The organism is Rhizobium oryzihabitans, assembly GCF_010669145.1.
Lineage (GTDB): Bacteria > Pseudomonadota > Alphaproteobacteria > Rhizobiales > Rhizobiaceae > Agrobacterium > Agrobacterium oryzihabitans.
On record NZ_CP048635.1, the window covers coordinates 382,549 to 398,663 of the forward strand.

Consider the following 16,115-nt stretch of genomic DNA (forward strand, 5'->3'; position numbering starts at 1 on the left):
GACGGACCGTTTTGCTAACGCAAGGCAGAAGGTGAGGTTCCCTGCCGGGATCGGTCACATCCACTCGCGGCAAAGAAAAACCCCGGACCAGCGGCCCGGGGTTGCGTTTTCATAATGATGAGCCGTGAGTATCAGTTCGGCAGGGCATAAGCGATCACATAGTCGCCACGGTCGGGCGACTGGCGGGCGCCGCCGGCCGAGATGACGATATATTGCTTGCCGGTCTTCGGAGACTTGTAGCTCATCGGGCCGCCCTGGCTGCCGACCGGAAGGCGGGCCTTCCAGACTTCCTTGCCGGTCGCCGTATCGAAGGCGCGCAGATAATAATCCTGCGTGCCGGCGATGAAGACCAGGCCGCCCTGGGTTGCAAGCGTGCCGCCGAGAGTAGGCATGCCGATCGGGATCGGCAGGCCCATCTTGATGCCGAGCGGACCCGTATCCTCGACAGTGCCGACCGGCACCTGCCACTTGATCTTCTGGGTCTTCATGTCGATCGCCGTCATCGTGCCATAGGGCGGAGCCTGGCAGGGAATGCCGAGAGCCGAGAGGAAGCGGTTCTTGTCGACGGCATAGGGTGTGCCCTTCATTGGTACTAGACCCATGCCCGTATTGACGCTTTCGCCACCGCTCGCCGTCGCCTTGGTCGGAGCGGCCTCCTTCATCTGGATCCACAGGCCGAGGCGCATGTCGTTGACGAAGATGGTGTTGGTGGTCGGGTCGGTTGAAAGACCGCCCCAATTCATGCCACCGAGCGAACCCGGAAAGCTCAGCGACACATCCGTGCCGGGAGCGGTGTAGAGGCCTTCATAACGCATGCCCTTGAAGGCGACGCGGCACAGAAGCTGGTCGAAAGGCGTCGCCCCCCACATATCGGCCTCGGTCAGCGTCTGCGCACCGATCTGGGGCATGCCGACCGAACGCGGCTGGGTGGGCGAATAAGGTTCGTTCGGAATATTGGCCGCCTTGACCGGCACCTCCTCCACCTTCGTCAGCGGCTGGCCCGTTGCCCGGTCCAGCACGTAGATCTGGGCGGCCTTGGTGCCGAAGACCAGAGCCGGAACGGTCGTACCATCAGCCTTTGGGAAATCGATGAAGCTTGGCTGCATCGGCACGTCGAAATCCCAGAGGTCGTTATGAACGGTCTGGTACACCCACTTTTCGCGTCCCGTCGTGGCATCGAGCGCCAGCATGGAAGCACCGTATTTATGGTCGAGCGGCGTGCGCGTCGCGCCATAGAGATCGACCGAGGGGCTGCCGACGGGCATAAAGACCGTATTCAGCTCCGGATCATAGGACATGGACGCCCAGACATTCGGTGTGGAGCGGGTATAGGTCTGGCCCGCAGGCGGCAATCCGGTGATTTCGGGATTACCGGGATCGAAAGCCCAGCGAAGCGCACCCGTCACCACGTCGAAACCGCGCATCACGCCGCCAGGCATGTCCACCTGCACATTGTCGGCAATGCGTCCGCCGACGACAACGGTGGTGCCCGCGAGCGTCGGTGCCGATGTCAGCACATATTGCGGATCCGGCGCGTCACCGAGGCCGATCTTCAGATCGACGCGGCCATTGGTGCCGAAATCCGGGCAGAACGCGCCAGTGTCGGCATCCAGTGCGATCAGTTCGGCATTGATGGTGTTCATCAGAATGCGGCGCTGGCAAAGTGCGCCGTCGGCAACGATTGCCGGTGTGACAGGTGTTGAGCCCGGCGCCGTAGGCTGCTTCAGCGGCGCCTTGGCATCGAAATAGGCAAGGCCGCGGCAACGCATCCAGACGGTCGATTTCGCATTGATTTCCGTCTTCCACTTTTCAGCGCCGGTATCGGCATCGAGAGCGATGACATTGTTGTGCGGCGTGCACAGGAATACGGTGTCGCCAACCTGCAGCGGCGTTTCCTGATCTTCCGCGCCGTTTGCGCCGGGGCTGATCGGGGTGTCGCCGGTACGATAAGTCCATGCGACCTTCAGGTTCTGGACATTGTCACGGGTAATTTCGTCAAGCGCGACAAAGCGGCTGCCGCCCGCCGTATTTCCATAATGTTCCCAGTTCTTCTGCTCCGTTTCCGGCGTCACCGGTTTCAGCGCAGCGACTTCACCATTAAACGCAACGGTCGGATGCGGCACGAACATGCCGGCAATGCCCGCGCCGGACGCGATGGCGAGAACCGCAGCAAGTGCAAAAGAAGCACCATAAGCGGGTGTCTTGCCGGCTGCACGACGCAGCAGCGGATAAGAAAGGGCAACGACCGTGGCCCCCACGCCCAGTGCCAGCAGGCGAGAGATGAGCGGCCAGAAGTGCAATCCTGCTTCCCAGATCGACCAGGCGCCGGTGAAGATGACGACGAGACCGAATAGAAGCGCGCCGACCGGTTTGCGCAAGACGATCAGCAAGCCGGAAACGATCAGCGCGATACCCGCCGTGATAAAGTAGAGGCTGCCGCCAAGTGCCGCGAGCTTGCTGCCGAGAATGGCGAAGAACAGACCCGCAGCGACGATGACCGCGCCGAGCACAAACAGCCATACTCTGGCTGGAAGCGACGTTGAAGTTGCTGGTTTACTCATGGAATGAATGTCCGGTTAGGAGAGCCGCCTTGAAGGCTGACGCCCGATGATCGTTCAGCGCCCGGAAAGGCCGGGACAGTCCGCCGCATGCGCGGCTGAGCGCGGATACGATGAGGGCGGCGCGGCTGAACGGGGAACAATGGTGGGGAAGACTTCCGTCGTGACTGTCATTTTTGACCCATTCACTGCAGGTACCGCCGGCCCGATGGGCGGCGGACAAGGTGCCAGAACAAATCCTCCCCGGCCCGGATCGCAAAGCCCGCTTGCGGACGGGCGGCGATCAAAACCTTGGGCGCGGTATAACGTCGCCTGCGACAAGATGACAATGCGCAAGACAGGCAATTTTGATAAGCTATGCTTATACCATATCAAACCGACAACACAAAGACCTGTCCGCCGATGGATATTCGCCAACTCACGATCTTCGTGGAAGCCGCAAGAGCCAGAAATTTCCGGGCCGCCGCCCTGCAGCTCGGCATTGCCCAGCCTGCCGTGACACAGCGCATCCGGCAACTGGAGGAAAATCTTGGGTTCAAACTCTTTCACCGCATCAATCGTGGCGTGGAGCTCACCCCGGCTGGGCAATCCATGCTGATAGAGGCGGAAGAAATCCTTGCACGCACCCGTGGCGCGCTGGAGAAGGCGCACCAGATAAGGCGCGGCCAGCTTGGTACGCTGCGCATCGGTTACGGCACCAGCGTGATGGCCGAACGCAAACTGCCGGCACTGATTACCCGTTATGGCAGCGATCACAGGGAGGTTACGCTGGAACTTCTGCCCGGCATGACGATGGAACAGCTGATCGATCAGGTGGCGACGCGCAAGACCGACGTCGCCTTCGTCCGCGCGCCCCTCCCCCAGCTGCCACAGACCTTGCGGGTCATGCCCTTCGACAGGTCAAAACTGTGTGTGGCCCTGCCGGAACGGCATCCGCTCGGCACCCGAGCGAGCGTTTCGATTGGCGATATCGCACAGGAAAAACTGCTGCTGCCGGTTGACGAGATCGGCCTTGGCCTCAGCAGCAGTGCACTTTCGCTTTTTGAAGATGCGGGCTGCGAGCCGCAAATCGGCATGCGCATCGCCAACGTCAATACCATCCTTGCGCTTGTGGAAGCGGGTGCGGGAATTTCCATCCTGCCGGAAAGCACGGTACGCTCCACACGGGGCATCACCGGCGTCCCGCTGGAAAGCGCCGACGCCTGGTCCGATTGCGTGCTGGTTGTCCGGCGCGGCGCGCTTGCGCTCCATGTCGAAGCCTTCGTAAATATGGCGCGACAGGCTTACCGATCCATTCTCTAACACCAACCCCATGGACTTAATCGATTGAATCGGCCGCAAATTTCATCACGGCTAAATTTGCTGCACTGAACAACATTCAAGGCTTGGCAGGGGCGCGAAAAATACAATAACAACGGCGGATATTTTTACATTAATATCGACAGGAAAGCACGCTCAGCCCATGTCCGACACGACAAAGCCCGCCAGCACCAGAACATCGGTTACGGATCAGGAAGCACTGGATTTCCACGCCCAGGGCAGACCGGGGAAACTGGAAATCACCCCGACCAAGCCGATGGCAACGCAGCGGGATCTGTCGCTCGCCTATTCGCCTGGCGTGGCCGTGCCGGTGAAAGCGATCGCCGAAAATCCGGCAACCGCTTACGACTATACGACGCGCGGCAACATGGTTGCGGTCATCTCCAACGGCACGGCGATCCTAGGTCTCGGCAATCTTGGCGCGCTCGCCTCCAAGCCCGTCATGGAGGGCAAGTCGGTTCTGTTCAAGCGCTTTGCCGACGTCGATTCCATCGACCTTGAAGTCGATACCGAAGACGCCGATGAATTCATCAATTGCGTGCGTTACCTTGGCCCCTCCTTCGGCGGCATCAATCTGGAAGACATCAAGGCGCCGGAATGTTTCATCATCGAAAGCCGCCTGCGCGAGCTGATGGACATTCCCGTTTTCCATGACGACCAGCACGGCACCGCCATCATCGCCGCCGCCGGCCTTATCAACGCCATCGAACTGACCGGCCGCGACTTCAAGACGACGAAACTCGTCTGCAATGGCGCCGGTGCCGCGGCAATCGCCTGCATGGACCTCATCAAGGCCATGGGTTTCAACCCCGAAAACATCACGCTTTGCGACACCAAGGGCGTGATCTATCAGGGCCGCACCGAAGGCATGAACCAATGGAAATCCGCGCACGCGGTGAAGACGGACAACCGCACGCTGACTGAAGCCATGAAGGGTGCGGATGTCGTATTCGGCCTCTCACAGAAGGGCGCTTTCACCGAAGAGATGATCCGCTCCATGGCGCCGAAGCCGATCATCTTCGCCATGGCGAACCCCGATCCGGAAATCACACCTGAAGAAGTCTCGCGCATCCGCGACGACGCCATCATGGCGACCGGGCGCTCGGATTATCCGAACCAGGTCAACAACGTCCTCGGCTTTCCCTATATCTTCCGTGGCGCGCTCGATGTTCGCGCCAGCCAGATCAACGATGCGATGAAGATCGCCGCAGCGCAGGCGCTGGCCGATCTCGCCCGCGAAGACGTGCCGGATGACGTGGCAGCCGCCTATCAGGGCAATCGCCCGCGCTTCGGATCACAATACATCATCCCGGTTCCCTTCGATCCGCGTCTGATCTCGGCCATTCCGGTGGCTGTCGCCAAGGCCGCCATCGAAACCGGTGTCGCCCGCCGTGAACTGCCAGACCTCGACGCTTACGCCCGCGAACTTTCCGCCCGCCGTGACCCCATGGCCTCCACCACGCAGCGCCTTTACGAGCGCGTGCGCCGCTCGCCGAAGCGGGTTGTCTTTGCGGAAGCCGAAGAAGAACAGGTCATGCGTGCGGCGATTTCCTTCACTGCGCAGGGCCTCGGCACCGCCATCCTGCTCGGCCGTGACGATATCATCAAGGCCAATGCGGAACGCGCCGGCATCGATCTCGACCGCGCCAACATCGAGATCACCAATGCGCGTCTTTCCAGCCGCGTCGATGCCTATGTCGATTATCTCTATGCGCGTCTGCAACGCGGCGGTTTCCTGCTGCGCGACGTACAGCGTCTGGTCCACAACGACCGTAACCACTTCGCCGCCTGCATGGTGGCGATGGGCGATGCGGACGCCGTGGTCACCGGCGTTACCCGCAACTACTCCACGGCGCTGGAGGATATCCGCCGTTGCATCAACACCAAACCCGGCCATCGCGTCATCGGCGTATCGCTGGTGGTCTCGCGCAACCGCACCGTCTTCGTTGCCGATACCGCCGTGCATGACATGCCGAACGCGGAAGATCTTGCCGATATCGCCGAAGAGGCAGCCGGCCTCGCCCGCCGTTTCGGTTACGAACCGCGCGTTGCCATGCTGGCCTATTCCACCTTCGGCCAGCCGACCGGCGAACGTTCCGACAAGGTGCGCGAGGCGGTGAAAATTCTCGACAGGCGCAACGTCAATTTCGAGGTCGACGGCGAAATGTCGGCCGATGTGGCGCTGAACCATCACCGCATGCAGAGCCAGTATCCCTTCGCCCGGCTTTCCGGCCCGGCCAATGTGCTGGTCATGCCCGCCATCCATTCCGCCTCCATCTCCACCAAGATGCTGCAGGAACTGGGCGGCGCGACCGTCATCGGCCCACTCCTCGTCGGCCTCGACAAATCGGTACAGATCACCTCGATGGGTGCCAAGGACAGCGATATCGTCAACATGGCGGCGATTGCGGCCTATAATGCCGGCCGTTGACGACGGGGCACAACGTTTGCGGCACGTTTCTTCTCCCCGCCGGGGAGAAGAAACAAGCGGCATTCGCTCGTCCTTCCTGTGACCGTTTGGCCCGCAGACACCATCTGGACTATCCTCCCGCCCTCACGGCCAAACGTAAAACAACGGATGAAAAGAACAGGATTCTACGATTTCAAATTATTGGGATAATTTTTCTTCCTGAAAGATTTATTGGAACCGGATTTTATTCATACTATTTTTCACGCAATGCCAATCCTCGCTCTTGGCGGGTGCCTCATGTAGTTTCCTCCTACAATCAAAAGGAAATACCCATGGCCTTCTCTTTCTCCAGTTTTGCCGCAAAACTCATCGCCGGAACCGTCGTGGTCGCTTCGCTGGCCACCGCCGCTCACGCGGATGCGACGCTCGACCGTATCAAGGGTCGCGGCAAGCTCACCGTCGGCGTCATCCTCTCCGGCGCGCCTTTCGGCTTCATCGATCCGAAGACGCAGGAGCAGAAGGGCCTCAACATTGACGTCGCCAAGGCGCTGGCCGCCGGTCTCGGTGTGGAACTGGTGACCGAAACCGTGACCCCGCCCAACCGCGTGCAGTTCCTGCAGCAGGGCAAGGTCGATATTCTGATCGCCAACATGCAGTATACGGAAGAGCGCGCCAAAACGCTTGACTATGTGCCGACACCCTATGACCGCCAGGGTGGCGCCGCCATCGGCCGCAAGGATTCGGGCATCAAGGACTGGCCGGATCTGAAGGGCAAGATCGCCTGCGTTTCGCAAGGCTCGAACTACACGCAGCCGCTGATCGAGCAATATGGCGCGCAGGTAAAGGCGCTGCCGAGCCAGCCGGAATCGCTGCTGGCGCTGAAGGGCGGCAATTGCGATGTTTCCGTACACGTCAACGGCACGCTGAGCCTGATGCTCCAGGACCGCGCCGATGAGTGGAAAGATTACGGCATCCTCATCCCCACCGACCTTATCCCTTCGGACTCCGTCATCTGGCTGCGCAAGGGCGAGGCCGACACGCAGGCTGCCCTCGACAAGATCGTCAAGGAACTGCACGCATCCGGCAAGATGATCGAATTCGCCAAGGCCAACCGCCTGCCGAGCATCGGCTATATGGAAGAGCAGAAGACGAAGCTTTCGGCCGCGCAATAAGACCGGCGCAGGGTCTCTCCGTTCCTTGCCTCTCCTCCACCGCAGGGTGAGGATGATGCCGAACAGGCGGGGTGACTTCCCATGACCATCAGGAACGGCTGGTTTCGCCCGCCGTTCTTTTCTGCTTTATAGCAAGACAGGCCATTCTGGCGCCGCCTGCCGGGCGGCACCGCGATAACAGCATGGATTTCCGATGCAGGATGCATTTATAGCGCGCTTCATAGAACTGGCCGCGCATATCGGCCTCAACTATGATTTTCTGAACAGTGGCTACGAGGTCCAGATCTGGCTCGACGGCATGAAGATGACGCTGATCCTCGTGGCCGTCACCCTGCCGCTCAGCCTCGTCTTCGGTTTCATTTTCGCGGCCATGCTCACCTCCGGCAAGGTCTGGCTCGCCGGGCCCGTGCGCGCTTATGTGGAACTGACGCGCAATACACCGACGCTGGTGCAGCTGATGTGCGGCTTCCTCGTGCTCAACATGCTGATTTCCAATGTGCTCGGCGGGGCACAGAACAACCCGCTGACACCGTTCTTCTGGGTCGTCGCCATCACCGGCCTGCATATTGCCGCCTTCCATGCGGAGGCGTTGCGCGGCGGCATCGAGGCGGTGCCGGCCACCACCATCGAGGCGGCGCGCGCGATCGGCTTCAGCTCCTTCGAGGTGCTGCGTTACGTGGAATTTCCGCTGGCGATCCGCACAGCACTCCCTTCCATCATCAACAATCTCGTCAATCTGGTGAAGCTCACCACCGTCGGCTCGGCGATTGCGGTCGGTGAAATCACCTATGCCTCGATCCTGATCTGGACGCAGCGTGACAATGTCGTCGAGCTGATGCTCGTCATCCTCCTCTTCTTCAGCGTCATCAATTTCATCGTCGCAAGGGTGGGCCTTTGGCTCGAGCGTCGTCTTGCGGTTCCGGGGTTCGGTCAATGAGCGCGGTAGTTTCCCAGCAGCAGGCGGCAAAAAAGCTGCCCTTCGGCACCATTCTCCTGTGCGGCGTGCTCGTTGCCGTCGTGCTGTGGCTGGTCCTCGATCCTTCACTCGGTCAGGTGCTGCTGCAATGGCTGCCCTATCTCGGTAAGGGTTTCGCGATGAATGTGCTGATCAGCATTCTGGCGATCGCCATCGGCACCTTCATCGGGGTCCTGCTCGGCATCATGGAGCTTGCGCCCTACCGTCTGGTGCGCGCGCCGGCGCTTACCTATGTGCAGGTTTTCCGCAACGCGCCGCATCTGGTGCTGATTTTCGCCGCGACCTACATCTTCCCCTTCGAGATTGTCGCCTTCGGCAACTACATTCCCTTCCCGGACTGGATCAAGGCCGTCGTCGGCCTTGCCATTCCGGCTAGCGCCCATATCGCCGAAATCACCCGCGGCGCCATCCAGTCGATCCCGACGGCGCAATGGGAAGCGGCGCAGGGTCTCGGCTTTTCGCGTAACCAGACACTGCGCTGGATCATCCTGCCGCAATGCGTGAAGCGCTCGCTGCCGCCATGGATGAATCTCTATGCATCGATCACTATGGGCACGGCGCTTGCCTCTCTGGTCGGCGTGCATGAACTTCTTCATGCCGCGACGGACGCCAGCACCGCCGTGCAGCGCAATGATTTCACCGTCGTGGTCTATCTCACCGTTCTGATGGCATTCTTCCTGTTCTGCTATCCCGTATCCCGTTTCACGCAGCGCCTCGAGCGGCGCTTCGCTTCCCGCTGATTGGAACAAGCCATGTCCGCATCCGCACCACAAACCGCCGCCAAAGCTCTGGTTGAGCTTGAAGGCGTACACCTGTCCTTCGGCGACAATCAGGTCCTGAAGGGTATTGATCTGACGGTGAACAAGGGCGACGCCGTTTCCATCATCGGCCCATCCGGCTCCGGCAAATCCACGATCCTGCGCTGCATCAACGGCCTGCTGATCCCGCGATCCGGCAAGATCACCGTTGGCGGCACCCGGGTGGACCTGTTAAAGACCGAGGCGGAGCGTATCGCGCTGCGCAAGCGCATCGGCATCGTCTTCCAGCAGTTCAACCTCTTCCCGCATCTGACGGTGATGGAAAACATCACCATCGCACCGATCAAAATCCTCGGCACGCCGAAGGCGGAAGCCGAACGCCATGCCCGCGAACTGCTGGAAAAAGTCCGTCTTTCCCAAAAGGTCGACGCCTATCCCGGCCAGCTTTCCGGCGGCCAGCAGCAGCGCGTGGCGATTGCACGCGCACTTGCCATGCGGCCGGAACTGGTGCTGTTCGACGAGGTCACCTCCGCGCTCGACCCGGAAACCGTGGGTGAAGTGCTCGCCGTCATCCGCGATCTCGTCAATGACGGCATGACCAGCATTCTCGTCACCCATGAAATGCGCTTTGCCGAGGAAATCAGCGACAATATCGTCTTCACCGAAAACGGCCTGATCGTCGATCAGGGCACGCCGGAGCATATCTTCTACAAGTCGACCAATCCGCGTATCAATGCCTTCGTCAAGGGTCTCGGGGGACAGGTGGCGCGTGTCACTGATGGCGAAGGGATCTGACGCCATGACAGCCGACGAAAAACTCACCCTTCATCTGGCCGAAGCCATCGCCGCCTCCGATCCGCTGCGTGACGACGAAGCGGTGACAATCGCCCGCACCGCGCTGATCGACTTTTTCGCGTGCGTGCTGGGCGGTGCTTCGGACAGAAGCACGAAAATCCTCATCGACACTTTTACACCGGGCACATCAGGCACCGCAGGCGTTATCGGCCATGATCTGCGCACGGATGCCTTTACCGCAGCCCTCATCAATGGCCATGCCGGGCATGTGCTTGACTATGACGATGTGCATGGCAGCGTGCGCGGGCACCCGACTGTCGCCATCATTCCCGCCCTGCTTACTGTTGCGGTCGAGGAAGGTTCGACTGCCGACGCCTTCATCGCCGCTTATATCGTCGGGCTCGAAACAATGGCGCGGCTTGGCCTCTCACTCGGCACCAAACATTATGAAAATGGCTTCCATGCCACGGCCACGCTTGGTCCGATCGGTGCTGCGGCAGCCATCGCCCATCTTCTGAAATTCGACCCGCAAACCACGGCGGTGGCGCTCGGGCTTGCCGCCACGCAATCGGCCGGGCTGCGCCTGCAATTCGGGTTTGATGCGAAGCCCCTGCATGCCGGGCTTGCCACGCGCGCCGGCCTAACGGCCGCGCGGCTGGCACGATCAGGGTTTCAGGGCGCACCGGATTTTCTGGAAAATCCCATCGGCTTTTATTCCGCCTTCGCCTTCGGCGCGGAGCAGCCCAAGCGGGTTCTCTCCGGATGGGGCGCACCATGGCAGATCGTCTCTCCCGGATTGACGCTCAAGGCCTTTCCCTGCTGCACCGCCAGCCACCCGGTCGCCGTCGGCGCAATTGCCCTGCGCAACGCGCATGAACTGACGCCGGACGAAGTCGAAACCGTCGTCATAACCTTTCCGCCCGGCGGCGATGCCGCCCTTGTCGGTTCAGCCTCGCCCGCCACCGGCATCGATGCGCGCTTCAGCGCCGAATATGTCTTTGCCGCAGCGCTGGCAGATGGCGCACTCGGCATCGGCCATTTCGACGAACGCCCGGCCCGCGCCGACCTGCTCGCCCTTTCGGCAAAAGTCTCGCGCCAGCATGATGAAACCGCCCGCCGCCTCTCGCCCGATCCGACCACCCGTTTCGTCGTCATCGACGTGACGAAGAAGGATGGCACGGTGCTATCGCGCCGTATCGACGGCCTTCCGGGCATCGATGACCCGACGGAAAAATTTGCCGACGCCACCGGTGGCAGTGAAAAATTCGCCGGAATTCCGGCACTGGTGCGGTCCATGAAAACCGCAGCCGACCTCAGGAAGCTCGATACGCTTCTGGCAACACAGATATAACTCGACCGACATGAAGGCATGATCCCCATGACCACCACGACCCGTAAAAGACAGATGCATCTCGGCCTTTTCCTGCAGGGCGCCGGACACCACGTTTCCGGCTGGCGCCACCCGGATGCGGAAGCCGGCAGCGAGAATTTCGATCTGCTCACCCGTGTTACGAAAATGGCCGAAGCGGCGAAGTTCGACATGGTATTCCTCGCCGATGGCCTGACCAGCGGCGTCGACGCCCATCCCTCGATGATCGCGCGCTTCGAGCCGCTGACGCTGCTTGCAGCGCTTGCGATGGTGACCGACAAGATCGGTCTCGCCGCCACCGCCTCCACCACCTATGGCGAGCCCTACCACACCGCCCGCGCCTTCGCTTCCATCGATCACCTGAGCCACGGCCGCGCAGCGTGGAACATCGTCACCACCTCCTATGCCCGCACGGCGGCAAACTTTTCCAAGGACCACCCCGAGCATGACGAGCGTTATGCGGTGGCGGAAGAATATGTGAATGTGGTGCGCGGTCTGTGGGACAGCTGGGATGACGACGCTTTCGTCAAGGACAAGCAGGCAGGTCGTTACGTCGATCCGGAAAAGGTCCATATTCTCAACCACGAAGGCAAATATTTCACGGTCAAGGGACCGCTCAATATTCCGCGCTCGCCGCAGGGGCACCCGGTTCTCATTCAGGCCGGCTCCTCCGGCCCGGGACAGGACCTCGCCGCCCGCACCGCCGATATCGTCTTCACCGCCCAGCAGGCTATTTCCGAAGCGCAGGCCTTCTACACCAGCCTCAAGGCGCGGGTCGCGAAGTTTGGCCGCGATCCGGCCAGCGTCGCGGTAATGCCGGGTTTCATGCCGATCATCGGCAGGAGCTTCGAAGAGGCCGGCGAAAAGCTGAAGGAACTGAACCGCTGGACCGACATCAAGAGCGCCATGCCGCTGCTGGAAGAGCGCATCGGCCACAGCCTTGCCGAATACGATCTCGACGGCCCCTTGCCGGACCTGCCGATCTCCGACCAGCTGCGCAGCCGCGCCGAACTTCTGACCGAGCTGGCGCGCCGCGAAAAGCTGACGATCCGCGAACTTGCGCTGCGCGTTGCTGCAGGTCGTGGCCACCACATCGTCATGGGCACGGCAAAAGACGTGGCCGACCGCATGCAGGAATGGTTCGAAAACGGCGCCGCCGACGGCTTCAACGTCATGCCGCCCTTCTTCCCCGGCGGGCTGGAGGAATTCAACCGCGAAGTGGTGCCGCTGTTGCAGGAACGCGGCCTTTTCCGCCGGGACTACGAAGGTTCGACGCTGCGCGATCACCTTGGCATCGAACGACCGGCATTGCGCTGATGACGGAATGCGGATGCCCGATCAAAGGCATCCGCATCACCAAAATCGTCAATAGGGCCTATGTCGGGCTAAAGCCCGCCCCTTCATGCGGCAGCGCGATCCGCTCTCTGATCGTTCCGGCCGCCCTTCGAAAAATCCGACCGGATAGATGATCCGTCTTCACGCTGAACGGTGCGGCGGTTCAGTTTGAACAGGCTGACGAGCTGTGCGAGCACATCTGCCCCCTGCGCCAGCGTGGTGCTGATCACGGTGGTACGGGCGCTCATGGCGGCGTTCTCCTGCGTCATCCGGTCGAGCCGGTTAACCGCCTTGTTGATTTCGCCGATGCCGATGGCCTGTTCGTCGGCTGCCTTGGCAATCATGTCGACGTTGCCGTCGATATGCCTTACCAGCGCGTCGATCTGCTTCAATGCCTCGCCGGTCTCGCCCACCAGCCTGACGCCCTCGAGAACCTCGGTGCCGGAATTGTTGATGAGCGCCTTGATTTCCTTTGCGGCATTGGCGGAGCGCTGGGCAAGTTCGCGCACTTCCTGCGCCACCACGGCAAAGCCCTTGCCGGCTTCGCCCGCACGCGCCGCTTCCACGCCGGCATTCAACGCCAGAAGGTTCGTCTGGAAGGCAATCTCATCGATTACGCCAATGATCTGGCTAATTTCACGCGATGCCGTCTCGATGCGCTGCATGGCGTTGACGGTCCGTTCGACGACTTCGGTTGAAGCAGCCGTGGATGTCCGGGCGCTCTGAACGAGCTTTCGGGTCTCTTTGGTATTTTCGGTCGATGAGCGAACCGTGGCGGTGATCTCTTCAAGCGCTGCCGAGGTTTCTTCGAGCGCTACCGCCTGCTCGCGCGAGCGCTCGGCGAGATTGACGGAGGCTTCGCTGACTTCCTGGCTGCTTCTGGTCAGATCGTCGGTCTGGCCGAGAACATTCTCCAGCGTCTTCTGGAATTCCGCGATGGATTTGTTGAAATCCCGGCGCAGCCTTTCAAATTCGCCCACGAATGGTTTGTCCAGCGTGACACGGATATTGCACTGTGAAAGCCGCTCGAGTGCAGCACCCAGTTCTTCAACCGCGTGCATCCGGTCGGTGACGTCGAAAGCAAATTTTACGACCTTGAAGACATGGCCCCGGTCATCGAGGATCGGATTATAGGAAGCCTGGATGAAGACGCGTTTACCATCCTTGCCAAGCCGCATGAACTGTCCGGACGAGAATCTGCCAGTCCGGAGTTCGTCCCAGAAGCTGCGATAATCCTGGGACTGGGCATAGGCCTGCTCGCAGAACATCGAATGATGTTTGCCGACGATTTCTTCCGCCGTGTAACCGAGTGCGGCCAGGAAATTCTCATTGGCGCTGAGGATTTTTCCGTCGGGTGTAAATTCGATCATGGCCTGCGCCCGGGAAAGTGCCGCCAGCTTGCCATCATCCTCGGCGCTCTTGCGCTTGATCGATGTGATGTCGGTTGCGATCTTGACGACCTTGTAAGGCTTGCCGAAACGGAAAACCGGATTGTAGGAGGCCTCGATCCAGATATCGTCGCCGTTCTTTGCGCGGCGCCGGTACTGGCCCTGATCATATTCTCCGCGCGACAGCTTTGCCCAGAAGGTCTTGTATTCTGCTGAGGCGGCGTCATCGGGAGACAGGAACATGCTGTGGCTCCGTCCGACGATTTCAGCCTCCTGATAGCCGATCGCCTTGCAGAAATTGTCATTTGCTTTCAAAATTTTGCCGGTCAGATCGAACTCGATGATGGCCTGAGAGCGGCTGAGTGCATCAAGCACCGCGGATGCATCCGTACCGAGTTTGAAAAATTGAGACATGCCTTTGAACCCCCAACAATGACCAGTATGCGGACCTCTCCCCTCGATGCTGGAGAGATGAAAAAACGGATCGGTCTGCCTGCACGCGCAACCTAGCGCGACACCGTTAAATAGCGATTAATAATGATCCATAACTATTGATCCGACGACTGAATCTGCCAGCGAAAAATTCTTCAGACACGCGCCCTTTACCTGTGAATCTTTCCCGGATGGGCACCGCTTATTTGCCACAGTGCTGATATTTCTGCAGTCGCGGCACAATGCGGCCTTTCATCCAGACAGCATTCGTTGTTATGGCGGGCCTGAAAGATTTGTGTTGCAGGAGCGCCGATGACCAAAACCCTGAAATGCGACGTGCTGGTGATCGGCAGCGGCATTATCGGTTCCATGGCGGCGCTTTACCTGCAAAATGCCGGGCGCGAGGTCGTTCTTCTGGAGCGCGGCGAAATCGCCCGCGGTGCGAGTTCCGGCAATGCCGGCATCCTGGCCTTTCCGGCAATCATTCCCATTCCCGCTCCCGGCATCATGAAAAAGGCGCCGCGCTGGCTGTTCGACCCGCTCGGTCCTCTCAGCGTGCCGCCTGCCTATGCGGCGAAGATCGCGCCTTGGCTGTGGCGTTTCTGGCGCGCCAGCGCCGAGCGAAATTTCCGCTACGGCCTGAAGGCGCTCAGCGACATCAACCGGCTGGCGGCCACGGAAATGGCCCATGTCACCGCCATGCCGGAGCTTTCGCCCTTCGTGTCGAAGACCGGCACGCTCGATCTCTACGATAGCGAAACAAGCTTTAATGCCGCCCTCAAGGACTGGAATGAGAAGGAACAGGCCGGTTTCTCCTTTGAGCGCGTCGGCCGCGCCGAAATCGAGACGCTGCAGCCGGGTCTTGCGCCGCAGTTCCGTCATGCCATGTTCTCGCCGGACGGTCTGCAGGTCTCCGACCCTTACGATTTCACCCGTGCCATTTTCGATCTGGTGATCGCCCGTGGGGCAAGCCTTCGCAAGGGCGAGGCCGAACGCATCGATGCCGTTGGTGAAAGCACGATCGTGACGCTGGAAAACGGCGACAAGATCGACGCTGACAAGGTGGTGATCGCCTGCGGCGCATGGTCGAAGAAACTTGCCGCCACGCTTGGCAACATCGTGACGCTGGAAACCGAGCGCGGTTATAACACCACCCTGCCTGCCGACGCCTTCAACGTTACGCGGCAGCTTTATTTCAACGACCATGGTTTCGTCGTGACGCCGCTCTCCTCCGGCATCCGCGTCGGCGGCGCTGTCGAACTTGGCGGGCTGGAGTTGAAACCGAATTTCAAACGCTCCGAAGCCATGCTCAAGAAGGCGGGACGTTTCCTGCCGGGCCTCAAGGTGGAAGGCGGCCGGCAATGGATGGGCTTTCGCCCGTCAATGCCGGACTGTCTTCCCGTCATAGGTACGGCGCGCGCCACGCCCTCCGTCATCTACGCCTTCGGCCACGGCCATCTGGGACTGACGCAATCGGCAGCCACCGCCCGCCTCGTGACGCAACTCGCAAGTGGCGAAGAGACCGCGATCTCGGTTGATCCCTTCCGTCCGGGGCGTTTTTCCTGAGCGTGGGGGATCCCGGCTAATGCCAGCTCGAGTGTT

At 60.6% G+C, this 16,115-nt stretch carries 11 protein-coding genes; 9 read left to right on the forward strand and 2 right to left on the reverse strand.

Annotated elements, in window-relative coordinates:
* Window positions 1-131: 131 nt before the first annotated feature.
* Window positions 132-2,561 (reverse strand): glucose/quinate/shikimate family membrane-bound PQQ-dependent dehydrogenase, encoded by a 2,430-nt coding sequence (locus tag G3A56_RS18500; RefSeq protein WP_082185728.1) that lies wholly within the window; start codon window positions 2,559-2,561, stop codon window positions 132-134.
* Between the two features lie 399 nt (window positions 2,562-2,960).
* Here G3A56_RS18500 and G3A56_RS18505 point away from each other — a divergent pair, with 399 nt between their 5' ends.
* From G3A56_RS18505 to G3A56_RS18540, 8 genes are all read left to right on the forward strand, one after another.
* Window positions 2,961-3,860, forward strand: a complete 900-nt coding sequence (locus tag G3A56_RS18505) for a LysR family transcriptional regulator (RefSeq protein WP_082186069.1) — start codon at window positions 2,961-2,963, stop codon at window positions 3,858-3,860.
* Between the two features lie 160 nt (window positions 3,861-4,020).
* Entirely contained in the window at window positions 4,021-6,309 is a 2,289-nt protein-coding gene (locus G3A56_RS18510) for an NADP-dependent malic enzyme (protein WP_003500574.1), read from the forward strand.
* 311 nt (window positions 6,310-6,620) lie between these two features.
* Entirely contained in the window at window positions 6,621-7,460 is an 840-nt protein-coding gene (locus tag G3A56_RS18515; protein ID WP_082185727.1) for a transporter substrate-binding domain-containing protein, read from the forward strand.
* Between the two features lie 193 nt (window positions 7,461-7,653).
* Complete coding sequence (locus tag G3A56_RS18520) at window positions 7,654-8,397, forward strand: amino acid ABC transporter permease (RefSeq protein WP_003500570.1); 744 nt, start codon at window positions 7,654-7,656, stop codon at window positions 8,395-8,397.
* Entirely contained in the window at window positions 8,394-9,176 is a 783-nt protein-coding gene (locus G3A56_RS18525) for an amino acid ABC transporter permease (RefSeq protein ID WP_082185726.1), read from the forward strand. Before G3A56_RS18520 ends, G3A56_RS18525 begins: the two co-directional genes overlap by 4 nt.
* Before the next feature lie 12 nt (window positions 9,177-9,188).
* Complete coding sequence (locus tag G3A56_RS18530; protein WP_082185725.1) at window positions 9,189-9,989, forward strand: amino acid ABC transporter ATP-binding protein; 801 nt, start codon at window positions 9,189-9,191, stop codon at window positions 9,987-9,989.
* A 4-nt stretch (window positions 9,990-9,993) separates the two neighbouring features.
* Complete coding sequence (locus tag G3A56_RS18535) at window positions 9,994-11,340, forward strand: MmgE/PrpD family protein (RefSeq protein ID WP_082185724.1); 1,347 nt, start codon at window positions 9,994-9,996, stop codon at window positions 11,338-11,340.
* An 18-nt stretch (window positions 11,341-11,358) separates the two neighbouring features.
* The gene (locus G3A56_RS18540) at window positions 11,359-12,675 is read left to right on the forward strand and encodes an LLM class flavin-dependent oxidoreductase (protein WP_164056770.1); all 1,317 of its coding nucleotides are present in this window, start codon (window positions 11,359-11,361) and stop codon (window positions 12,673-12,675) included.
* An 83-nt stretch (window positions 12,676-12,758) separates the two neighbouring features.
* Here G3A56_RS18540 and G3A56_RS18545 read toward each other — a convergent pair whose 3' ends face one another.
* Window positions 12,759-14,495 (reverse strand): methyl-accepting chemotaxis protein, encoded by a 1,737-nt coding sequence (locus G3A56_RS18545; RefSeq protein ID WP_003500561.1) that lies wholly within the window; start codon window positions 14,493-14,495, stop codon window positions 12,759-12,761.
* A gap of 330 nt (window positions 14,496-14,825) precedes the next feature.
* On the opposite strand from G3A56_RS18545, the gene G3A56_RS18550 reads away from it, so the two are divergent.
* Window positions 14,826-16,079, forward strand: a complete 1,254-nt coding sequence (locus tag G3A56_RS18550) for an NAD(P)/FAD-dependent oxidoreductase (RefSeq protein WP_164056771.1) — start codon at window positions 14,826-14,828, stop codon at window positions 16,077-16,079.
* Window positions 16,080-16,115: the final 36 nt, after the last annotated feature.